Annotated in this window: 19 protein-coding genes; 9 read left to right on the top strand and 10 right to left on the bottom strand. The window is 56.6% G+C overall.

Going from position 1 to position 20842, the window contains the following annotated elements:
* Positions 1-149: 149 nt before the first annotated feature.
* The 5 genes from IVB27_RS41805 (at position 150) to IVB27_RS41785 (ending at position 6148) form a co-directional block, all read left to right on the top strand.
* On the top strand, positions 150-503 hold the full coding sequence (locus IVB27_RS41805; RefSeq protein WP_247448333.1) for a helix-turn-helix transcriptional regulator: 354 nt from the start codon (positions 150-152) through the stop codon (positions 501-503).
* Positions 504-568: 65 nt separating this feature from the next.
* Positions 569-1021, top strand: a complete 453-nt coding sequence (locus IVB27_RS41800) for a hypothetical protein (RefSeq protein WP_247448332.1) — start codon at positions 569-571, stop codon at positions 1019-1021.
* Between the two features lie 1400 nt (positions 1022-2421).
* Positions 2422-5076 carry a Tle-like phospholipase domain-containing protein gene (locus tag IVB27_RS41795; protein ID WP_247448331.1) on the top strand — a complete coding sequence of 885 codons (2655 nt, stop codon included), beginning with the start codon at positions 2422-2424 and terminating at the stop codon, positions 5074-5076.
* Between the two features lie 48 nt (positions 5077-5124).
* A complete protein-coding gene (locus IVB27_RS41790; RefSeq protein ID WP_247448330.1) occupies positions 5125-5940 on the top strand; it encodes a hypothetical protein in 816 nt (271 codons plus the stop codon).
* Positions 5941-5983: 43 nt separating this feature from the next.
* Positions 5984-6148, top strand: coding sequence for a DUF2934 domain-containing protein (locus tag IVB27_RS41785; protein WP_247448329.1), 165 nt, complete (start codon positions 5984-5986; stop codon positions 6146-6148).
* A gap of 30 nt (positions 6149-6178) precedes the next feature.
* Here IVB27_RS41785 and IVB27_RS41780 read toward each other — a convergent pair whose 3' ends face one another.
* Both IVB27_RS41780 and IVB27_RS43090 read right to left on the bottom strand, forming a co-directional pair.
* Complete coding sequence (locus IVB27_RS41780; RefSeq protein ID WP_247448328.1) at positions 6179-6925, bottom strand: hypothetical protein; 747 nt, start codon at positions 6923-6925, stop codon at positions 6179-6181.
* A 282-nt stretch (positions 6926-7207) separates the two neighbouring features.
* Positions 7208-7333, bottom strand: a complete 126-nt coding sequence (locus IVB27_RS43090) for a hypothetical protein (protein ID WP_256468518.1) — start codon at positions 7331-7333, stop codon at positions 7208-7210.
* Positions 7334-7862: 529 nt separating this feature from the next.
* Between IVB27_RS43090 and IVB27_RS41775 the strand changes: the two genes are divergently transcribed.
* Positions 7863-8321 carry a cupin domain-containing protein gene (locus tag IVB27_RS41775; protein WP_247448327.1) on the top strand — a complete coding sequence of 153 codons (459 nt, stop codon included), beginning with the start codon at positions 7863-7865 and terminating at the stop codon, positions 8319-8321.
* Between the two features lie 68 nt (positions 8322-8389).
* Here the strand turns inward: IVB27_RS41775 and IVB27_RS41770 are convergent, their stop codons facing one another.
* Together IVB27_RS41770 and IVB27_RS41765 are read right to left on the bottom strand one after the other, a co-directional pair.
* Complete coding sequence (locus tag IVB27_RS41770) at positions 8390-8656, bottom strand: hypothetical protein (protein ID WP_247448326.1); 267 nt, start codon at positions 8654-8656, stop codon at positions 8390-8392.
* A gap of 341 nt (positions 8657-8997) precedes the next feature.
* Positions 8998-9999 (bottom strand): septal ring lytic transglycosylase RlpA family protein, encoded by a 1002-nt coding sequence (locus IVB27_RS41765; RefSeq protein ID WP_247448325.1) that lies wholly within the window; start codon positions 9997-9999, stop codon positions 8998-9000.
* A 355-nt stretch (positions 10000-10354) separates the two neighbouring features.
* Here IVB27_RS41765 and IVB27_RS41760 point away from each other — a divergent pair, with 355 nt between their 5' ends.
* Entirely contained in the window at positions 10355-11071 is a 717-nt protein-coding gene (locus tag IVB27_RS41760; protein ID WP_247448324.1) for a hypothetical protein, read from the top strand.
* A gap of 1356 nt (positions 11072-12427) precedes the next feature.
* Here IVB27_RS41760 and IVB27_RS41755 read toward each other — a convergent pair.
* Positions 12428-13057, bottom strand: a complete 630-nt coding sequence (locus tag IVB27_RS41755; RefSeq protein WP_247448323.1) for a LabA-like NYN domain-containing protein — start codon at positions 13055-13057, stop codon at positions 12428-12430.
* A gap of 912 nt (positions 13058-13969) precedes the next feature.
* Positions 13970-14926, bottom strand: coding sequence for a replication-relaxation family protein (locus IVB27_RS41750; RefSeq protein WP_247448478.1), 957 nt, complete (start codon positions 14924-14926; stop codon positions 13970-13972).
* A gap of 198 nt (positions 14927-15124) precedes the next feature.
* Here IVB27_RS41750 and IVB27_RS41745 point away from each other — a divergent pair, with 198 nt between their 5' ends.
* Positions 15125-15310, top strand: coding sequence for a hypothetical protein (locus tag IVB27_RS41745; RefSeq protein ID WP_247448322.1), 186 nt, complete (start codon positions 15125-15127; stop codon positions 15308-15310).
* A 39-nt stretch (positions 15311-15349) separates the two neighbouring features.
* Here IVB27_RS41745 and IVB27_RS41740 read toward each other — a convergent pair whose 3' ends face one another.
* The 4 genes from IVB27_RS41740 to IVB27_RS41725 form a co-directional block, all read right to left on the bottom strand.
* The gene (locus tag IVB27_RS41740) at positions 15350-17470 is read right to left on the bottom strand and encodes a type IV secretory system conjugative DNA transfer family protein (protein WP_247448321.1); all 2121 of its coding nucleotides are present in this window, start codon (positions 17468-17470) and stop codon (positions 15350-15352) included.
* Positions 17460-17903, bottom strand: coding sequence for a hypothetical protein (locus IVB27_RS41735; protein ID WP_247448320.1), 444 nt, complete (start codon positions 17901-17903; stop codon positions 17460-17462). Before IVB27_RS41735 ends, IVB27_RS41740 begins: the two co-directional genes overlap by 11 nt.
* A 726-nt stretch (positions 17904-18629) precedes the next feature.
* Positions 18630-18848: a helix-turn-helix transcriptional regulator gene (locus IVB27_RS41730; protein WP_247448319.1), complete on the bottom strand. Its 219-nt coding sequence runs from the start codon at positions 18846-18848 to the stop codon at positions 18630-18632.
* Between the two features lie 808 nt (positions 18849-19656).
* The gene (locus IVB27_RS41725) at positions 19657-20091 is read right to left on the bottom strand and encodes a DUF3833 family protein (protein ID WP_345947007.1); all 435 of its coding nucleotides are present in this window, start codon (positions 20089-20091) and stop codon (positions 19657-19659) included.
* A gap of 278 nt (positions 20092-20369) precedes the next feature.
* On the opposite strand from IVB27_RS41725, the gene IVB27_RS41720 reads away from it, so the two are divergent.
* The gene (locus tag IVB27_RS41720; RefSeq protein WP_247448318.1) at positions 20370-20711 is read left to right on the top strand and encodes a DUF2934 domain-containing protein; all 342 of its coding nucleotides are present in this window, start codon (positions 20370-20372) and stop codon (positions 20709-20711) included.
* The last annotated feature ends 131 nt before the right edge of the window (positions 20712-20842 follow it).

Here is a 20842-nt window from a genome sequence, read left to right as displayed (position 1 = left end):
TCCTTTCATCGAAGCGCCAGCATTATTGACTAAGCCACAATGGGGTACGGCGATTTATTTCGGTGACGAGGCGGCACTTTTTCGCGTCTCGAACTGAGGTGTTCTCAGGTGAATAATTGCGTGTGTGCCTGACATAAGGCCACCACGTTATGGATCACGACCTCAAATCATACATTCGACCTCTTCGTCGCCGCTTTGGCTTCACGCAAAAGGAGATTGCTTTCCTTATCGGAGCCAAGTGCCGTACTGCGATCTCGCGCCTTGAAGGCGCGACGCGCAAACCCAGCCTTGAGGCTGCGTTTATATTCGCGCTACTGTTTGACACAACTCCGTCGGAGCTATTTCCCGGATTGATGTTGGAGCTTCATGAAATCACCGTTCGGCGTGCAAATGATCTCTACGATGAGCTTCAAGGAAACCCCTCTAACACGACGCAATTCAAGTTGGACTTCCTGGAGAGATTACTGGAACGAGCCGAGAAGCGAGCACTTCGCGCCGTATGAGGCAAGCCGGTCGACATGGGCTCACTCTCTCAATCTACTTAAACACGCGCGGCTTCGCATTCGTCGTGTTCGAGGGCGACTTCTCGCCTTTCGACTGGGGAATACGTGAGATACGCGGGCCTCGAAAACGCACAGGATGCCTCACGCGTATCACGCAAGTTGTCGATCGGTATGCTCCCGATGTTCTCGTTATTCAGGATACGTCCGAGCACGGCACCCAGCGGGCGCGGTGGATCACGGCTCTCAATACCTCGATCACTGTGCTCGCAAAAGACCGCGACATTCCCGCTTTTGCATACTCGCGCGATCAGGTCCGCGATACGTTCGGGCGCCACGAAAGCCCGAACAAGCATCGCCTGGCCGAACTAATTGCGAAGCGCATTCCCGCGTTCGAGCGATACGTCCCGCCGCCTCGCAGGCCGTGGATGAGCGAGGATCGAAGAATGGGCCTCTTCGATGCAGTGGCGCTTGGACTGGTGTTCTTTCAGTCGATTGACCGCGATGGACACGCTGCGTAGTTGTGCGGTGGCACAGAAAGGCTCTCCACGCTATTTGTAGGAAGCGCTGTTGAGTGCGGGCAATTCAAGCGGAGTGCAGGGCACGAGAACTCTTTGTGGGATTTGCTACAATATCGGGATGACTAAGCGAGCACTTTGGATTGCCCGGTACGTCGCGGCAATAGGTTGGTTTATTCCGTGGGTCATGAGCTATGGAGTTGTGTTTTGGTCCGCCCTTCTAATATCAGGTACGTTTCCCGAGGCGAACGCGGCTGCATCGTATGTCCTGAGTTCGATGTCCTTGTATTCATTTCTGCTCATTGTCGGTTTGGCTCCACTTTGCTTTGTTATCTATTTGGATAGACGGCGAGCGTGTAGCGGCATAAGCTAGCTCTTTCTGATTGAGGAGGCGCAAAAATGCGCTACACAGCTGGAGTGGCGATACTAACTTTGATGGCGGTTTACGATGCGAAACCTGCGTCGGCACAGATGTGTTACGTTCGTGGCGCACCTCCCGGAACGGTGGCTGCTTGCGGCAGTGCTCCCGGGTACTATCGGCCTCAAGGGGTCACGCTCTCCGGCGGTTTTCCGCCAAGAGTTGCGACGACCAGTGCGTACTATGCGCCGATTCAAGGACAGCCGCAGTATTGGCGACAGTATTATCCATCAAGTGGCCAGTATGGTCCGCGCGAACCTAATCCTTTCAACAGCGCAGGAAGGTTGTCACCGGTCGGGGTGCCTCGACATCTCTTCTACACAAGGGTCATGCCAAGATATTCTGGGTATCGATACAGGTAGGCATGTCACGTTACGCGCGATCGACCCCGCGTTCGAGCGATACGTTCCGCCGCCTCGCAAACCGTGGATGAGTGAGGAACGTCGAATGGATCTTTTCGATGCAGCGGCGTTGGGACTCGTGTTCTTTTAGTCGTTCGAGAGTAATGGATGATCCGTACGGCGGCAATGCAACGCCGCTGACATGGCGCGATTGAACGCCGCGGATTTCAGATCGTGCGATCGGTCGTTTCTGCTGGGCGGTTAGGACATCGACAGCCATGGAGTGCCGATGGCTACAAGAATATAGAAGGCAAAAAAGGTCACCCAAGCGGCTTGCGATTTCAGGGGTGGCCGGAAGTGCGCAAGACAAAAGCTTATGGCTATAAAAGCTATCCAAGGTATCAATGAAATCTGGTCTTCAACGGACGAGAATGCATCTCCGCCCCTTACTCCGGCGGTGAAAATGAAAAACGCGAAGAAGAACAAAAACGCGTAGCCAAAACCGCTAAATACTTGGCTGGGTAGGGACTTTTCATAGGGTTGGACATCTCGCAGGCGCGTCATAAAGTTTGGATGGTGATGGACCGAGGTTCGCTATAGTATAGCGCAATAATCTGCTGCACGGTTAGAAAGCGAGCCGTCAGATGGAGATAGCCAGCCCGCGTTTTGCTTCAGTAATATTAGTATTTTTCACTCTCTCCCTTCTTTCCACAGCCCGGGTCCAGGGTGAAGATGCTGGTTGGATCGACGAACCGACCGCGAATTCGGTTTTGCCATACGCTTATATGTCGCGTGATGTGTCCGGCGCGGACGCAACGCCTATCGGCGGTTGGACTCGTATCGCCGACTGGAAAACTATCTTCAGCAAAGGAGGCCTTCCCGCCGACATGATCAGTTCAGCGGAGAGGGTCGGATTTTCCGCCGCGCTATACAGGAATAGCGCCACAGGCGAACTCACGATCGCCTATCGCGAGACGAAGGGATTATTAGGTTGGGCAACGGACGTAGAAGCCGGTGTAGGAAAGGTTCCAGGTCAATATCATTTCGCGGCCGCACTCGCTACTCTCGTCAAGACGCAGTATCCAAAAGCTCCGTCGATTACGGCCACGGGCTACTCCTTGGGTGGCGGTCTCGCAACGTATGCATCTCAGCATAGTCCAGGAATAACCAAGGTTCTAACCTTCAATTCCGCTCGACCTCCGATCGTGAGTTCTGCGACAGCTGGGCATGTTACTCAGATCAATATTGCAGTTCCAGGCGAACTTGTTGGCGATCCGAATACGAAATCTGATGTTGGATTAGGTTCCCTTCCTGGAAAGACATACAGCATTCGGTCGACCACAGAGACGGCCGCCGGGACTTTACCTCCCAGTCAACTCAAGAGCATTGTGACAACACATAAGCTCGAAGGCGTCATAGGTGGCCTTGAGGCTGTCAAAAGCGTCAAAGCTGATCTCCAGGGTGGCAAGCCATCCGGCATCCCGAGTGGTGGATTAACAGGAAGTCCCGGGGCCGCTACCGAGCCCGCGCGGCGATCTTCTCAATCACCCTCCTCTCAGTCCCAGGCAACTGCGTCAACGAATGCCTCAGCACCGTCCGGGGTTGCCGCTCCTATCCTATCTGGTACCCAGCAACGGGGACAATTGCCGATGTCAGCCGACACCCCACGGCAACCCACGGTCACCGGATTTGCGCCGATGACTATCGCTAAGCCGGGTGGAGTTTCTCTTAGTAGAGCTGCCGCCGACCGAATGCCGCTCGAAATCGCCTTGGATGCCTCCGCCGTCGCTGACGGAAAGATTGTGCTTTCAGGACGCGCCTCAAGGACTCGAATGGATGCAGCACTATTTTTGACTGCTCTTCGAGCGGCGTGTGACGATCGTGACCCCTATTTCAGTCTTGATCCAGACAATGGAGCCCTCTGGAGTCAGCAAGGAGATCAAGCGTCCAACGATTTTTGGGAAAAGATAAAAAAGGATTTTCCATCTGACACGCCAGCGCGAGCGAAGAATACTCAGCCCGGTATCAATATTCGCACCGTCTCAGCCACGCAGGATTATCCGAGCATCTGGAATGACATTTCGCCTCGTTATCCCAACTTCCGTGCAAAGTTGGTGTTCTATCCGGAGTGGCTGCGGCAAACCCGATTGGGAGAGGTTCTTTACAAAGCCGATGTACTTCTAAAGGAGATATCTTCGGGCGTTTCAATTCTTGGGCCGGGCAAGCTTCGCGCGTCCGCGATCCCTGGGTATCTTTCCGCGGACTTTGAATATGCCGCAAAGGGTCTCCTCGCCGGTACTCGCGAGCAGGCGATCTCACGGGAATGGCGCGGAAGTCGGCTGTGGTTCGAAATCACTCCCTCCGAATTGCCCACAACCATGACGGACGAAGCGGTCGCGCGACCATCAGTAGACGACCCCGCACTTCGCTCGCTTCTTCACTCGAAGGGCCTTATTCGCTCAGCTGATCAATCGGTTCGCGACGCGTCATTCTTCGTGCGCCACGGCAGCGTATTCGATCTTTCGCAAGTCAATCCGATAATGTTCGTGCGCGTTCACGATCACGCAACCAACAAGGATTTATCGGACCACGATCCTAGGCTAGATGGGCTAGCGATGGACGTAAGCAGGAGGTTCGATCAATACGCCGAGTATTATGATGAGCTGAAATTACTTCGAGATATCGTTCGCGCTTATATTGCGGCCCGCAAAATCACGGAAGCGAACGACCGTCTCTGTGGCACGCTGGATACAATGCCCCTTCTTGATTCGGAGAAGCTTGCAACGAAGCTTCCCGAATATCACACAAGCGAACTATTCGTTACGATTGCCAGCTACTCGGCGGTGTCTAGAAAAGGCAGCCAAACGCAATTCGTAAAGGCTTCATCAATGAGTGGGGGCGTGTCGATCGCCGGGCAGAAATTTGTCGAGACGGCTATGCGCGATGGCGAGACGACTGTCACGCGCTCGGTCGAGGCCGCTCTCGCGGGCGTCAATCTTGATCAACCAGTCGCAATCGATTCCGATCGAAAGTTGATTTCATTTGTCGTTGATGACCGGTCGGGCGCCCCCATCCGTCTGGCGTCGACTGCGGGCGATCCGATCGGCCTGCGCAACCTGAGTGACTATCCGATTGAAAACGAGCCGAACGCAGCGGCAAATCCGTTCGCACGGCAGAACGGTCAAGGCGGGAATAGGTTAGAATGGAGTCTGACTCTGATCGGAGCGTTTCTGACAATCTTAGCTTTGGGATTGCTCTTCAACCATGTCGCTCGAAAGCGACCCATCGCCCGCAGCTGACCGATGATGGAGAGGGCTCGCACAACGCGTCGCAGTTTCGGGCCGTTAATGGCCATCCTCTTCGTTGCGAGTGCGATCTACGCCACCATCGCCAATCAAAGGAAGGAACGGCCGTCCTCGCCTGCGGCTTCTATCACGAAGAGCAACACTCTGACGGCGGCCGCCCCTATTTCCTCTGCGCAACCATCTGTTCGCGACTGCCAGAGTGCCGACATTTCCTGTATATCGGAGCGAAACAGGGAGATCATTGAACGCAACAAGTATGTGATGGCTGGAGGTGAGGGGCAGATGCTGCCCTTGTCCATGATACCCATCCCCCCTGTCCAGACGTTCGAGGTGGCCAAGATACCCAAAGCGGCTTATCGAGCTTCGCCACGAACGCCTCAGACGGCCATCCGTAGCTCGCCGGCAACTGTGGACACCGCCGAGAAGCAACCCAAACCGGCTCCAACGACCGGCGACATGCAGCCCCGAAGACACCGGAACGCGATCGCTCCATTTACCGTGCGAACCGAGTCAGGACAAAACTATCTCATCAAGCTCGTGAATGTCGACAATGCCAAGGATCAGATTTGGATTTACGTAAAGGGGGGCGAATCGTATTCCACGAAGATGCCTCTGGGCACCTATAACTTTAGAGCTGCGACAGGCAATGAATGGTACGGACGCGAGGATCTATTCGGCCCCAACACGGGCTTTTTCCGGCTGCGAACCAAGAACGGCGCGACGGTCGATGCACAGCAAAGCCTCGAATTCAAAAAGGAACGCGATCGTATTTTCGGGATGACCATCAGTCTGAAGGGTGTCGTGAACGGCAATATCGAACAAGAGGCGATGACCAGATCAGAGTTTGATGCTAACTGATGATCTTATTGTCGAAGGTTGGGATTGTGAGTGAGTAACGCACATGGCAAGCCCTCTGGCCCAGAAGGACATCGAGCGCCGCGCATATAAGCTGTGGGAGCAAGCAGGAATGCCTAAGGGGCGCGATCAAGAGTTCCATCTGGAAGCGGAAAGACAGCTGAAAGGAGAGCTGATCCGCCTCGAACTTAAGACGCCGGATACGCTGTAGAAGCAGCAAGAAAAAAGTCCGGCGTGCATTTCACGGCGTCGAGATCAATCCAGTAGCTGTTGCAACGATCCAGCGGTTGCCCCAACGCACGATAGAGTCGATCCGACCGATGCCGGAGACTGTGTCGCCGCGCGTTGCCATCCGAATCCCATCCGGACCTTCGAGTATCGCCGTTGTGCCTCGAACATCAAGCACCGTCCAACCCTCAACGGTTGTCGGCCTTGTCTCCGGCGTAGGCATGAGAGGTCCGCTGGGCGCTATCGAGCCGGTCACCGTCATATCCGCTTGGACAGCCGCAGACGCGGGGCCTGAAGAGTCCGGAGATCGGTAATCGCCATCCGACCATGCGGCCGTAGGCCTGGCGGAGATGCCCGCTCCGACTGCTGAGACCTGACTTACGCCTAGCGGCGTTCGCAAAGCCAGAGTCGATGCCGGCTTTCGTGTGCCTTCGGTCTTGCGGCCCGACTTTGTTTCGGCAATTCGACCCGAAGGCGTTTCTGTCTGAGTGGTTGAATTGAGCCATGCGAGAGTTACAGGACCGTACCAAGCAAAGCCGCCAGCCCACCCGAACACAAAACCAATAATCAGTGCGCCTGCGACCAGGCAAATGGTGCGCGCTCGATCGCCGCCTGGCTTCAATAACTCCAGGACCTCTTCTCGACTGGGACTTGAGAAATCTTGCGGGTTCAGCGTCACACGTCGCATTGGGACTTCGCTGATGCTGTCAGCGACCGTCACCTCGATCTCTTCCAAGATATTTGCCTGGCGCAATCGCATGATCGGATCCCCTGCGGCTCCCCAATGATCATGCTGCGAACTAAATCAATTAACAGCGAATGAGCCGCAAGACGAATAATGACATCAATGAATTGCACAGAGGGCAACCACCGCTGAAGTGACGTCAGGAATCGCATGGGGGCGATAAGTTCAGCTTTCTTAAGAGTGGATCAAGCCCATCTGAACGGCACCGCCTCGTTTCAACCTGCTTTAGACGCTGATCAGCCGCGCCCTTTCTTGGTCCTTTTGCGGTGTCGGCTCTTTTGCTTGCGGCCCTGGCATTCAGGTCATGCGGATCGTGCCAATGACGAGGAGTAAAGTCGCGACGCGGTGGAAGAGCGACTTGCTTTGGTGCGGATGGCGGTAAATCAGCTTGCTCTTCTTCGCCAGACTGGACGTACGCAACATCCACGCTCTCAACGGCAGCTGGCATGTCCAGTTTGATTGGGAATGGCAGGCGATCAGCCTTGTTACCGGCTACTATTGGCATGACAACTTCTGGCGCGGGCGGCGGCGCGGATTTCTTCGCGGCTGCAGCAATAGCGCCCAGTCCAACTAGGCAAGCCACTCCAAGCACGACGATTCTAATCACGTGGCGGCTCCCTGTGCAGAGCGGGCCAACGGTCATGATCAAGTTGGTCCAAAATGAGGCCGCTCGCTTGGTGTGGTTAACCCACACAGCGGTGCGCGGAAAGATGGGCTCGCGGGTTGAAGCCGTTGCTGCGTAAGGCTCAAGCGAGAGAATGCAACCGGCCGAATTCCTCGATCTTTTCGTCCGAGCGTTGGCAAGCCAACGGCAGCGGAGCTGTCACTGTTGGTGGGATCATCAATCTGCGAAGGCCTCCGGTCTTCAGAATGCCGGCAGCGGCAGGTTAACTTTCAGTTGACTTGTTTCACCCCTGGCACACGATGATCCTTCGCCAAAAAGGAGGAAATCATGCTCAGTCGCTTGCTCGCTTTGGCGTTCGTCCTGACCGGTGCGAACACGGCCATTGCCGATGACATGAAAATGCCGACTAACTCTGGTGACCTTAGATGGGAGGCAGCACCGCCCACCTTACCGAAGGGAGCGGATATCACGGTACTCTCGGGCGACCCCTCCAAAGAAGGGCTGTTCGTTCTCCGCCTAAGAATGCCAAGCGGTTATAAAATTCCCGCCCATAATCATCCAACCGATGAAGGCGCTACCGTCATATCGGGCAATTTTCACATCGGAATGGGCGACGAACTCGATGAGAAGAAAGCGATCGAGCTAACAGCGGGCGGATACGCCGAAGCGCCTGCCAGAATGAACCACTACGGTTGGACAAGTAGTCCTTCCGTTGTTCAAATTCACGGTCAAGGGCCATTCGGGATTACTTACGTCAATCCGGCCGACGACCCGAGTAAGAAGTAGCGAAGCAAACGAATCGTCTGTGTGCTCGCAAGGCAAAAAAAGCCCGGACGGTGGTCCGGGCTACTTTGTTAGTCGTTATCGTGATGAATGACGGTTTTCTCTCGGCTGCCGTCCTCATTCTCTTTTTTAATGACGGTCGTTCTATCAGTTTCCCGGGGCTCGTGTTCCTTGATGACCGTTGTGTGGTCCCGATCAACGGGCCGGCGCTCGCGGGACTCTCCAACCGTGACGCCTCCGCCCACCGGACCGGCCTGAACTCCGACACCAACTTCATCCGCAATTGCGGGTGTCGCGATTGCACTCACGATCGCCACAGCAAACAAGTACTTGCGCATCCTGTTCTCCTTCAATTTTGTTGAGTTGGAGAATGTCTGCGTGCGACAATCGTTCCCAGAATACCTGGCGTCAGGCTGCTCATTGTTCACGCAAGTTCCCGCTGTGGATAGTAAGGCCCTGCGAGTCAGGGTTCGTCAAATTCCGCGACGTCTCTTCCGAGCATCGGTTGGGCCGTCCCTCTTCGATCCGACCTGAAGTTCTGGGCTGGGCACCCGTTGGCTCAAGTCGCGACACTACCTGAGCGTGGTACATCAGCGCGCAAGGAGCGCCTCGCGACCCGAGCGCTTTTATAAGGCCAACCGGAATGAGCTCGGCCGTCGTGACGGCCAAGGGATACTAGCTAAAGCACCTCTGCGCGAACCCGGGCGACGCCACGATCGGTAATCTCCAAGCTGCGCGCGGCGCCAAGCGAAAGGTCGATGACGCGGCCGCGAACCCATGGTCCGCGATCGGTGATACGAACGACCACCGATTTGCTGCTCTTCAGATCAGTGACGCGAACGTGCGTGCCGAACGGCAGCTTGCGATGAGCTGCAGTTAGCGAATTCCGATCAAACGTGGCGCCGCTCGCGGTCTTTCTTTTCGAGTACGAGTAGTAGGAGGCCTTCCCGGAGAACACTCGGTTGAAAGATCGAGGGGCTGAATGATCTTCCGAACTACGCGTCGGCTCTTGTCCAATCCGAGATTGCGGCTGCGGCTGATTAGTCTGCTCCGGTGGCTCAGGAGCCGGCTCGGCGTGTGCTTTTGGAATGATCGACCATCTCTCATTGAAGTCCTGTGCTGCAGCCGACTCTGCATGTGTCCACATCCAAGCCGGGACTGTCGCAATCGCGACTATTCTATAAAGAAGACGCATAGTGCGCCTCACTACAAATCCGAGACAAAGGGACAATGCAAACTCATGAGGTGTGTTCCTGAAGACGCATTCCTGTGTCGGCAATTGGTGGTGCGGAAAAACTCTTCGAGTTCGTCGCGTGCGCGCGAGGGAAGATGGCGGGACGTCCTTGAGATCGGTTTCAGGTGGAGAGCGTTCCGGCACGGCAAACACGCGATCATTGCGCTCGTTCTTGCCGTCGCTCTTCTGCTCGACCTCTAGAACACCGACTGGTCGGCATTTGAGGACGCCGCGGTATGTCCGAGCGTCATGGACGATCAGGACATCGAGCGGATCGCCGTCTTGGGCTTGTGTCGAAGGGATGACGCCGCAATCGTAGGGATAGCTCAACCCTGCCATGAGAGGTTTGGTGAGGGTGAAAACTCCCAGCTTCGGATCGAAGTCGAGCTTGCAGGTGCTCGAACGGGGAGTTTCGACGACCGCGAAGACGTATTCGTCATCGCCCATGTCGGAAGCTTGAGAAGATTAGTCATGTCACGCACTCTAGGGCATCAACAGTCCGCCATTCGTGCTCCTCTGACGCTTGAGTTCTGTTTGAGAACAGGAACAAAGCAGCGCTTGTTCCTCAGTCTCTGGCGCCGTCCCGAAATTTGCAGCCGAGCACCAGGCCCGCGCGAAGGAGCCGTCGAACGGGATATACTTGGCCGCCGCGAATGCGACTGGCAGGCCGATAGAAAGCCTGGCGCGAGGGGCATCCGGCGAGGTCCGGCAATGAATCCATAGCGCTGCCCGATTTCAGCCGCATCGCGGCCCGGGTGGCGGCGAAGGGTGTGCGGGGTGGGCGCAACACCGGGAGTCTTCGATGTCCGGTTATTTGCGATTTTGCTTCGCCGGCTTGGTGTTTGTTGGAGGTCTTGCGGCGACACCTGCGGTCTCCGACCCGTTTGCCGACTTGTTCAATGCCGCTCCTCGCGAGCCCGCAGCAACCTCTTTGGCGCAAGCGCAATGCTTGCCGCGACCGGGCGACACGACCGCGGACGGGGCGCATTGGGTGTATCGGTTCGACGGTCACCGTAAATGCTGGTTCCTGACCGAGGGTATCGCGAAGGTGAAGAAGGCAGTTCATCATCGCGGCGCCCAAGATCGCACCGCAAGTTTGGACGAGAACGGGACTCCGCGGCCCAGGCACAGCGCGGTGGTTGACGCGCGCGCGGAGTTGCTGCGCTCCGCACCGGCCGAGCCGTCTCAGCCGCCTGCAGCCGAAATCAAAGGGGCTGAGGCCGCTTCCGTACTCGATATGGGCACCGCCATGACCTCAGCGGTACCCACCGATCTTCACAGCCGGAGGCTTACGCCTGAGCAATCCGTGCCGGGCCAAGTCGAGGTTGAGCAGCCTCTCGCGCCTACGCTCGCCGGCTCACCTCCAGCTATGTCGATGGACGCGCGCATTGCAGAGGCGCACGACGCGGCACGCAGCTGGACGGCAACTTGGTCAGGTGTGCTGCTGATAACGCTTGGCGGCTTCTCGATCCTAAGCTCGAGCCGCACGCTTCGGTATACGCTGAGATTGCGCCAGTGAGGTAGCGCAATCGGCTCGGCAGGTGCGCGCGCCGCCGCGCGATCGATGCAGGTACAGCCGAATTGCCACACGTACAATGGTTCCGCGCGCCTGCATTTAGTTTGCCCACCGCCTTAGACGGTCATTCGATTACGATCACGGTCCCCGTTCGGATCGGATTGCGTCATGCGGTACAAAGCATTCGTGGTCGACAGCAGCCGGCAAGTGATCTGCGCGGCAAAGCTCGACTGCATTGACGAGCAGGCGGCGAGGCGTCGAGCCGAGCAAATGCATAGCGAGCACGACGTTGAGGTTGGGAAGGCGATCGATTTGTTGCTGTGTTCCGAGGTGCAACGTCGAACGAGAGTCAGGGTGACCGCGCGATTCTGAATAGACGGCCCGTCTCGCGGCTGAGTTGACGTTCGAACATTGTGAGGCACGCCGGCCTGGCAGTTGCCGACATGTCGCAGGGCCACAGTCGCCGAGGCTCGCTACGGTATGAAGGCGCCAGCCTTCCTCCAAATAACGGCAGACGCGAGATGGCCGGCAATCCGTGCATGGAAATCGCGCGAGTGAGCCAACGCCGGCGAACCTTCGGACCCGGCCTGTCTCTAAACGGCTCTTGCTCTGCTGCCCGCTTTGGTACGCCGTCATCTGCCGATCGCTCTCGCTCCTATCGAAGCTTCTCCACCTCTTTAAGCTCCGCCACAAGCGTTTGGAGCCACTCTCTCAGAACAGCACAAGTATAACTCTGATGCGCCCTGGACATCTCGCGCCTAAGAATATGATTTGAAAGAAGTCGATGAAGAGAGAAAGGACAAACAATCCTGGGACCAAACCTCAATGAACTAAAGCCGCAGTCGCCAGATGCTCCCAGTATTCTGCCTCTGCGAGCAGCTTCCAGCTTCTGTCAGGATTGAGCGCAGCAGTCTATCGGCAAAGCAACGCCGTCGAGCGTAAGCGGCGTTTTGCGGAAGAGTCATGAGGCAGAACTAATTTTATCGTTTTCAGCACTCGCTTTGCGTTCCGACAGTGGAACTATTTCGTTTTAGCTTCGCATTGGTTTCGAACGCTACTCAAGTTGCGCACGGCCTAGATGCAGCGCGGCTAGGCTATTCAAGTAGTGTCGCCGGTCAGCAACACACTCTTGAAAAGTAGCGTGACAAGCATCCAACGTTACAATCCCGACCGACCAAGGCGTGAACACTCGGTACCAATTGATCCATTGCTTAGCACCTAAAGCTTATTTGCGATCGGCCCGGCGCAAATGCCGGGCTTATTCGTTAAGCGTCCCTCTCCGGGCCGACAAACAACTCAAGCAAATATCGGAGTTTGCCAGGTCAGGTGCGCCCGTCTCCGAAGCGGCCTCCCTCGGGATCACTTCTCGAGAAGGCTATCGTTTCCCTTCGGTCCCGCGACAGTCTCACGTCGCGGGAATTGCTGCTGATAGCGCGACTCGCGCTCGCGCCCGGGCGGGCGTTCGGACGGGTCGCGGCCTAGCTTGGACTGCAGCTCGACGAGGTCGGTGAAGGCGTCGGCCTGGCGGCGCAGCTCGTCGGCGATCATCGGCGGCTGGCTCGCGATCGTGGAAATCACGGTAACCCGCACGCCCTGGCGCTGCACGGCCTCGACCAGGGAGCGGAAGTCGCCGTCACCCGAGAACAGCACCATCTGGTCCATGTGCTCGGCGAGCTCCATGGCATTCACGGCGAGCTCGATGTCCATGTTGCCCTTGACCTTGCGGCGGCCGAACGCGTCGATGAACTCCTTGGTCGCCTTGGTGACGACGGTGTAGCCGTTGTAGTCCAGCCAGTCGATCAGCGGCCGGATCGAGGAGTACTCCTGATCCTCGATGATCGCGGTGTAGTAGAACGCCCTAAGCAGCGTCCCGCGGCTCTGAAACTCCTTCAGCAGGCGCTTGTAATCGATGTCGAAGCCCAGAGTTTTCGCCGTCGCGTAGAGATTGGCTCCGTCGATGAAGAGCGCGATCTTGCTGGGAGATGACATGGTGCGTGTTCTCTGGAGGAGGAAGTGCCGTGCTGCGGGGGCATATATGTGAACCCGCCAATGAGGCGGCACTTCAAGACTTTCGTCAAAGCCGGACGCTATACCGAGGTCCTTTAAACTTCAAACAGTTTTGCAGCTGCAAAAATTAATTCGAACACCTCATTCGAGCGAAAATTCCCCCGGGCGCCTAAAAAACGGGGCGTCGGCACCTGTGGATTGGGTCAGCCCTTTCGACTAGTCTCAGACCGTCCGCAATCCTTTCAGTGCAATGTCTGAGCAATTCCCAATCTATGATGTCGCCTTGAAGAGGCGAGGCCGAGGGTGGACCTGGTGCGTGTGCACCAGCGAAGAGACGACCGTCATGTCAGGACGGGAGGACCGCCGCGCCGCTGCCAGATACAAAGCAGCCAGGGCGCTTTTTTTGTTGCTGCTCTCGGCTTCCTATCGGCCGACGTCATCGAAGGCGTCCAACAGGAGTGCGGCTGAAAGAGCAAAGCACTCGCCGCACCAGCTACAGCGAAGGATGGCCTCATGGCGCCGTGCGCCTGTACAGGAACCGGGGTACCGTTAAGCCCCGATTGGGGCTACTAGTGTCCGGAGAAAATTTGGGAAAATCGAACTGCTCCAAGTGCAAACACCTAAAAGGCCTCTCAACAACGCGTTTTGTTAGTCAGTGTCTGCTGTCCGGTAAAAACATGTTTTCGGGACTCAGATCGAAAATGGCACATTTTCCGAATTTTCTGATTCATGTGGTCATTACTGGCTAAAACGTCGAACACGGCTCAATTTAAGGCCCGAAATGATGCTGTCCGGGGAAACTTTTCAGAGAAAGAGCCCACTTTTGCGGGCTCTAAAAAACTTTAACCGGACAGTAGTGGATTGGGGCGGGGGCACACTGGTCTCATCGACTACCTAGCTCAAGCGGGTCGCACGGCCGCTGCCATCCCGCCAAAAGTGGGTCAACAGATCATTCCTCTGCAATTCGTTAGCTAAGCTAAACAGGAAGAGGGAAGGTCCTGGGCTCTGTGGCATATCCAGCCGTCGCAGCGTCTCGACCATGGATAGGGTGCGTTGGTGATTAGTGGTCACAACGAGCACGCGAAATGTCTTCCAACCGAACTGTTGAGCATGTTGTCCTTGGCTGTGCGCGGTGAGATACGCCTGCATCTTTCGCTCGAAGCTAGTTTGTCGAAAATCTGAGCGCGAGATCGGCATCGTACCGCGATCGATCTCTACCATGAAGCAACGGCGCGAGCCGTCAGAAAACATGAGGCCGAACACGAGGTCGGGGACTACAACGACGTCGTGCGCCCGCTCGCTCTGCGAGATCGTAGCCCGAAGTGCGAACGGGTTTCGTATGTTTCGAATGTGTTCAGGCGAGTTCGCGATGATCTCCTCGGAATGAATGAGTCGCAGGTCGCTCCGGCCACGTGTGGATCGCTCCAAGGCGACGTGAAAATCCACGATCTCCAGCTGATGTTCAATGAACGGCCGGCCCGCTTCTCGATTATTTCGCGTCAGGTCCAGGTTTACGTGGTTTGCGCAGTCCACCCCGCGCTCGGAAAGAAGGTGAGCACCGAACTCCCCAAGCGCGTACACCATCGGTGCCGACCCCGCGGTGGGGTAGTAGTCGAGCTGCGCCCGCGGCCTATCGACATATCCGGCATGAAAGAGGCGACATAGTCGGTCATTGGTGCGATCGAGTGAGCGGCCGACGAGCGCGGCAATGTGGGTGGATCGCAAGAATCGATGGCGCAACAATTCCCGCAGGATCAGCACGTCACCTTCGGTGACCCGAAACGCAACTGGTTCTGGCGAGCGGCGGAAGCGAGGCCGACGCTTGGTAGCTGAGACTGCGATTCCATCCATCGACAGCAATGTAGCAGATTCCGACCTCGCGGGCAGACGCTCGGTCCCTGTGCCCAACAAAAAGTGAACAGTCACCACTGTGGCTCGTCCTTTCACGTGGCGGCACATAGCGGAGCACGCGTCCGGTTGGGTATCGCTGAATGGAGCAGACGAGCGGCACTCGAACGCCTATTTGTTTTCTGATAGGAGGTGGTGCAAATGGATCTGGACGGCAAGATCGCGCGGGTCAAAGAGCTGATCGCCAAGCGCGAAGAATTGGACGCCGAACTCAATGAGCTTCTTGGTGGCGCGGCTCGCGAGCGACGCATTCCGAAGTGCTCGATCTGTAACGAGCCGGGACACCGGGCGAGTACATGTACTTCAAAAACGGCCGACGCCGCGTAACAACCTCAAGCCCGCTTCGCGCGGGCTTCCTTCTATCCCCTATGAGCGCCAATCATCGCCGCCAAAGTCTGGCGCTGCCGCCGGTCCAGCATTAGGCGGCTCTATTAACGTTGCACCCTGTGCCCCCGTATCCGTCTGAACAGCTGCCGGCGCCTCTGGCCTGACCGAATAGCGTTCTCGGATGCTCTTGCGTACGGTAGCGTGTTCAGTCGGCGTCATGCGCGGCATCGCATTCATGTCAGTCGCCGGCACGCCGACCGACAGCGCGGCACTTGTCATGCCGCGGATGTATGCCGCAAAATGATACGGCGGCTGATTGAGAATGAACTCTGGGGTCGTCCGCATGTCGCGCGCGAGCGCATGAGCAGCCGCGTCGCTGATTTTGGAAGCGAATTTTATTGCGGTTGCACCATACAGAGCATCAAGTACGTGCGGCTGCATTTGCTGCAATCGCTGATGCGCTAGGACCAAACCGACATTGAGCTTACGTGCCTGGTCAAGGATGACCGGTATCTTGGGATCGCGCTTGATGAAATCCTGGCACTCGTCGATGTAGACGAAACAGGGGAGGCGCCGCTCCTTTGGAAGGAGCTGACGCTTGTGCGCGGCGAGCAAGATCATTGAAATGAAAAAGCGGCCCACGATCTCCACGCCCTCCTCTTGAAGGAGGCTTTGCGGCACGTTGATGAGAATAACCTTCCCAGCGCCCATTTCCGTGAAAAAGTCGAACTTGGACTTTGGCGCTGCAAACATCCGAGACAAGGTGCGGATGCGTTTGACGGCAAACAGGCGATCAACGACCTGCTCCTTGGTGCGGTCAAACTCCTTGCTGTTGAACTTCAGTTCAAAAAAGCGCCGAGCATCCGGATCGAGCTTTGACAGATGCTGCTCGAACTGGGTGAGGCCGCGGGGCTGCATCAGGTCTATGAGGGTATCGATCGTGGCTGACGGAATGGTAAGCAACAGCTCGATCGTGAAATGGAACAAGGTGTTCTGACGGCTGGTCATTTCCGCCGACAACAACGAGCTGAAGATGTAGTCGTATAGCGCGAGCACGGCGTTGCGGAAGCCTTCATGCTCGGCCGGGGAGTAGGACTGCGTCTCCTCGATTCCCACGTCGAAAAGATTAAGGGCGACCGGCCATTCGATGTCTTCGGCATCGATGACGACGAGCTTGCCGTCCAGGCGTTCTCGGGGCGCGAAAACCTGCAAACCTTCGATCGCTTTGATGAGGTCGCGGTTGCTTTCCATGACGACGATCGACGCTTGATCCGCGGCCACGAGCTCGATGTCGCGCAAAATCAGGTATTGAAGGAGGGTCGACTTCCCGGCCCCTGGCGGCGCAACGATCCATTGGTGCTCGAAGCGGGTCTTTGCAGGAATGCTAAAGGGCACCGGGCACATAAAGAGGTCAAGGAAGGGAGTGCCGGTCAGATACGTCTCGATCAATTCGATGGGCGGGAGATCGGATTCGGCGGCGTAAATCATTGGCCTTCGAGGTTTCTCGTCCTCAGGAGAGATCCCAGAGGCCTCGCACAAATTGACGTACAATCGCTGGTACAGCGTCGTAAACAGGCCGGCCTCTATGTTCTCCTTCCTGCAGATGGTGCCGATAATCCGATCGACAACTTGGCGAGGATCGCGCAGCAGACAGACGAGCGGAACCGTGAGCGGCGCAGCATCCACGCTTTCGGACAAGTTAGGCAGGCTGGAAATAAGGCCCCAACAGGCATCGCGCAGAGCCGTAATGAGCAGATCACTGACGCGAGGGTCATTGGCAAGGAAGTGTTGTTTGGCCCGCAGATAGTGGCGAAGATCAACATGCTCCTTGAGCGAAAGCACGGCAACATTCAGGTCGATTTCCGGGAAGGAAAAGATCGTGGTCTCAAGGGCGAGCACTTCTTGCTGGCACCGGTCGAGTGCCTTTAGCAGCCCGGAAGACGTCGGTAGATCGACAATCTCACCGACCCGATCGGCCACTAAACTGTTGACGTGCTCGATGGCATCGGGATGAGCCCATATAGAACCTAGATGCGTGGCGCGCACCTCATTATAGAGCGCGGTCGTTTCAGCCAGGTCGCGTGCCCGCTCGTCGGTGAAGCGACGCAGGAACGGGGTAAAAGGGGAAGCGCGTTCGTATTTTGGGAACTTAGAACTCAACGACCTCCTCCCGCCCGTCGAAGGTTTGCGCCGTTTCGAGATATGCCTTGAGGCTCTTGCAGGCGTTGAGAATGGCCGCCTCGGCGCCAAGCAGCTCGTCGAGATCTTTGCATTCGATGTGTTGACCGGTCGTCAGGCTGTCGACGGTGACCCGTAGCGAAAGCGTCATCATGGCGGCGCTTGCAATTCCGCGGGCGTTTTTCCAAAGCGAGCGTCCAATTGCGCTGCTTGCGCCTTCATCGAAATGTCCGTAGGCGGCCTCGCCGTGTTTCTTGCGGGCCTCGCTGTCGTACACGACGAGCTTTCCAAGGCCGTATTTGCTCACCAATCCCTTTTCATCGGGCGTGAGATCGGTGCGTGCATCGAGACCAAAGATGACCTTGCTGCCGAGCATGCCGCCCGCGCGCTGGGAGCGCTTGAGCTTTAGTTGCATGGAGTATCCCTCCTCTGCAAAGATCAGAGTATGCACGTTTAACATACGAATGACCAGATATTCCGTGACGGACGCTGTCTGTGGGAGATGCCGTGCGGGTCGACGAGGAATTTGAGAACTGAAGTTGAAATGCGTGCATCGCATCAAACGGCCGAACAGCTTTTTTGAATCGTGTCCTGACTTGGCGCGCGTCGATGGCTGATAGGCAAGCCGATCCGATCGAGGCACGATTTGCTCGTTTCGCAATCGCAAAAACTCGAAATTCAAAACTCACGAAAAGTGAGAAAGTGGAATCACAATTTTTGAAAACATAAAAATTGGATATCAAAGGCCGTCTCGTTCGAGGGCTCTGCACGAGCAACGTTCAAGGCCAAGGGTTCTGTGCATCGCTCCTATTGGCATCAGTAAACCGTTCTTCTTCCTTGTGGTTTCTTCCTTCCATATGAGTCTGCATTCTCCGGCTATTCCTGCTTCTGTCTGCAGGCCTCTTGAGGACATAGCGTCAGCTATGGCGATGGCGAGGCAGCCGTCATCCAAAGAGGCCGCTGAGCATCAAGTCGCACGTCAACGTCTGGCTTGTCGATTATGCATGCTGCCTCATGCTGACGCCTGCTAACCATTTACCCCGCCTTACCTTAAAGGCGGGGCGTACCGCGGGGCATAAGGCCGAGGTCGACAGGAAGCCTCTAAGAAGGAAGGGCTGGCTTTGGAGGGCCAGCCCCGCTCCTACTTTGTTGGAGCGTCGGCAGGTTTGGCTGTTGCGCGAGCTTCAAGCCACTCGATGATCTCGTGCAGCCACCACACGGGCGGGCTGTTTCTGTGGCGGCCGAGTTTGAAAAACCGCGGCGCCTCTCCACTCGAACACAGCCTGAACCAATGCGTGCGGCTGTAGGGGATTCCAAGTGCCTTAAGTCCACGCCAGTTGACCACTTCCTTGCCAGTCATCGCTTAGCTCCATGGGGTTGGAGCCGTCGCGACGGCTGTTAAGTCAGCCGACGAGGAGAGCTTATCCGATGTTTCTCGTTAACCGATAAGTTTTCTTAAATGAGCTTCGAGCTTTTGCAGCGCAGCGCGCTTTTCCGGTAGGTAACCATACCTGTCGCATCGAGTAGCGATCGGTGCAAAACGGCAGCCCGCGTAAAGCTCGCGGCGCGAAAAGCGTTACGAGCCGGCCAACCGATAGGGCGCATCCATTTAGGTAATTGCATTATCGCGCGCTTGGTCGGCCTCAGATTTCTGCAGTTGCTAGGAACAAACAAGCTGATCCGGAGTGAATTCAGAAGTCTTGTCCTTCCGGAGGCCATGCGTCACCGGCCCCGAGTTGTTGGCTCATGTGTGCATGACCATGCGTTACGTGGCATACGCTGTCGATCTATGGGGAGTCGCGCACGCGACCTACGAGCTAGAGTGCGGCGACGACGCCGCCGCAAGATGTCGAGCATTGAAATTTCTCGAAGCACATCCGGTGGTCGAACTCTGGAGCGGCCCGCGGCGGATCGCAAGGTTAACTGTGGATGGGCCTGAGCAAACGGAGCATGGGGCCGCGCCCCATCAACGACGTGGAGCCCGAAAACTCTCAGAACGACATGGCGCGTGAGCAGCTCGGCCCGCTCGGTGTTCCTGGCTCGCCAGCCCCAGGCGCGCATGGACCCGCGTCGAGAAGAACACGCCTACAATCCGATTTGGATATTGCGAAGAAGCGATTGGTTATTCCGGGATTGATAGCCGACGACATGTCCGTCGCGAGCTCCGCTCATCGATGGCTGTTCATAGTTTCCGATATGTGACGTGCGCCGTCGCAAGCGGAATCGCCCGCACGTCCAGCAATCCCACGCACGATGCAGGCGCGATCGTCGATCGCATAGAACCAGTCGTCGAAATTCAGTTTGAAAGATTTGCCACCGATTTGCGGGGTGTCGCGGGTGTACTTCCAATGGAAAGCGCAACCTGCTTGCTGACCTATTGCCTCGCCTTCGAGTCGGTTTTCGAGGCCGGTGTACCTACCTTCGTCGCCTTTTCGTATTGTCCAACGCAACGTTTCAGAATGCCCGTCATCGAATGTGTATGTCTCGGTGAATAGAACGATTTGCGTGTCCGACTCGAATTCACCGTGCGCCGCGATTGTCGCGCGCTTCAGCAACCCGCCCACCAGACTTTCCAGCACCGCCCACCCTTCGATCCGTCCCACAAAAAATTGCTCAGGAAGAAAATATCGGCCCTGTGCCTTTGAAATCGTCGATCGTCATTGGCGGACCCCGCTCAGGAACTCCCCCAAAAACTAAGTCTCCTCTTACCAATCGGTTCCGATCGGCGCTGCACAGCACGACGGGCTTCGTGTTCTGAGGCGACGCGGCCGTGCGGCAATCATAGATTACAAAAGAACCCTTAGGCCCCGATCATTTCATTGGGGTAGTGCCTACGAACATTCTTCCCTCTGCCGCGTCATATAAGCAGCCGGAGCAGCTCATGGGCTATCGAGAAGAACTTCAAAGGCTGCAACATCAGTTGGAACTGGCGAACCGCGCGATTCCTCTGATCAGAGATGAGGCGACGGCGGAGCGTCTGGCAAGGTTCGCAGATGAGATCAAGGGCAGGCTCGATAAGCTCCAAGCCGCTACGCTAAGCGAGCAAACCAGCAGGCCCGCTTTCGAGACCGCGCCGCATTGGGAGGTTCACACCCATGCCTCTGAGGACAACATACGAGCACGTGCGTATAAGCTCTGGGAAGCGGCCGGGAAGCCGGAAGGACGCCTGGATGAGTTCTGGTACGAGGCCGAGCGGCAGCTCAAAGCGGAGCAGGTCAACTAGGGTCTGTTGGGATTCATCTGGAGTTTATCGCGGCCGCGGCCAGATAGATCATTGAAGTGAAGCTCTGGTCGGTCTTGTCGGCGCGCATTGCGATGCGCTTGAATTCCTTGAGCTTGCCGAAGAAGTTCTCG

Source organism: Bradyrhizobium sp. 197 (assembly GCF_023073375.1).
Classification (GTDB): domain Bacteria; phylum Pseudomonadota; class Alphaproteobacteria; order Rhizobiales; family Xanthobacteraceae; genus Bradyrhizobium.
This window is presented reverse-complemented; position numbering and strand designations above follow the sequence as displayed.

What these genes read in the sequence shown, in the direction of transcription:
- IVB27_RS41805 (WP_247448333.1), top strand. Translation starts at nt 150, where the DNA reads ATGGATCACGACCTCAAATCATACATTCGACCTCTTCGTCGCCGCTTT.
- IVB27_RS41795 (WP_247448331.1), top strand. Translation starts at nt 2,422, where the DNA reads ATGGAGATAGCCAGCCCGCGTTTTGCTTCAGTAATATTAGTATTTTTC.
- IVB27_RS41790 (WP_247448330.1), top strand. Translation starts at nt 5,125, where the DNA reads ATGGCCATCCTCTTCGTTGCGAGTGCGATCTACGCCACCATCGCCAAT.
- IVB27_RS41785 (WP_247448329.1), top strand. Translation starts at nt 5,984, where the DNA reads ATGGCAAGCCCTCTGGCCCAGAAGGACATCGAGCGCCGCGCATATAAG.
- IVB27_RS41780 (WP_247448328.1), bottom strand. Translation starts at nt 6,925, where the DNA reads ATGCGATTGCGCCAGGCAAATATCTTGGAAGAGATCGAGGTGACGGTC.
- IVB27_RS43090 (WP_256468518.1), bottom strand. Translation starts at nt 7,333, where the DNA reads ATGTTGCGTACGTCCAGTCTGGCGAAGAAGAGCAAGCTGATTTACCGC.
- IVB27_RS41775 (WP_247448327.1), top strand. Translation starts at nt 7,863, where the DNA reads ATGCTCAGTCGCTTGCTCGCTTTGGCGTTCGTCCTGACCGGTGCGAAC.
- IVB27_RS41770 (WP_247448326.1), bottom strand. Translation starts at nt 8,656, where the DNA reads ATGCGCAAGTACTTGTTTGCTGTGGCGATCGTGAGTGCAATCGCGACA.
- IVB27_RS41765 (WP_247448325.1), bottom strand. Translation starts at nt 9,999, where the DNA reads ATGGGCGATGACGAATACGTCTTCGCGGTCGTCGAAACTCCCCGTTCG.
- IVB27_RS41760 (WP_247448324.1), top strand. Translation starts at nt 10,355, where the DNA reads ATGTCCGGTTATTTGCGATTTTGCTTCGCCGGCTTGGTGTTTGTTGGA.
- IVB27_RS41755 (WP_247448323.1), bottom strand. Translation starts at nt 13,057, where the DNA reads ATGTCATCTCCCAGCAAGATCGCGCTCTTCATCGACGGAGCCAATCTC.
- IVB27_RS41750 (WP_247448478.1), bottom strand. Translation starts at nt 14,926, where the DNA reads ATGGATGGAATCGCAGTCTCAGCTACCAAGCGTCGGCCTCGCTTCCGC.
- IVB27_RS41745 (WP_247448322.1), top strand. Translation starts at nt 15,125, where the DNA reads ATGGATCTGGACGGCAAGATCGCGCGGGTCAAAGAGCTGATCGCCAAG.
- IVB27_RS41735 (WP_247448320.1), bottom strand. Translation starts at nt 17,903, where the DNA reads ATGCAACTAAAGCTCAAGCGCTCCCAGCGCGCGGGCGGCATGCTCGGC.
- IVB27_RS41730 (WP_247448319.1), bottom strand. Translation starts at nt 18,848, where the DNA reads ATGACTGGCAAGGAAGTGGTCAACTGGCGTGGACTTAAGGCACTTGGA.
- IVB27_RS41720 (WP_247448318.1), top strand. Translation starts at nt 20,370, where the DNA reads ATGGGCTATCGAGAAGAACTTCAAAGGCTGCAACATCAGTTGGAACTG.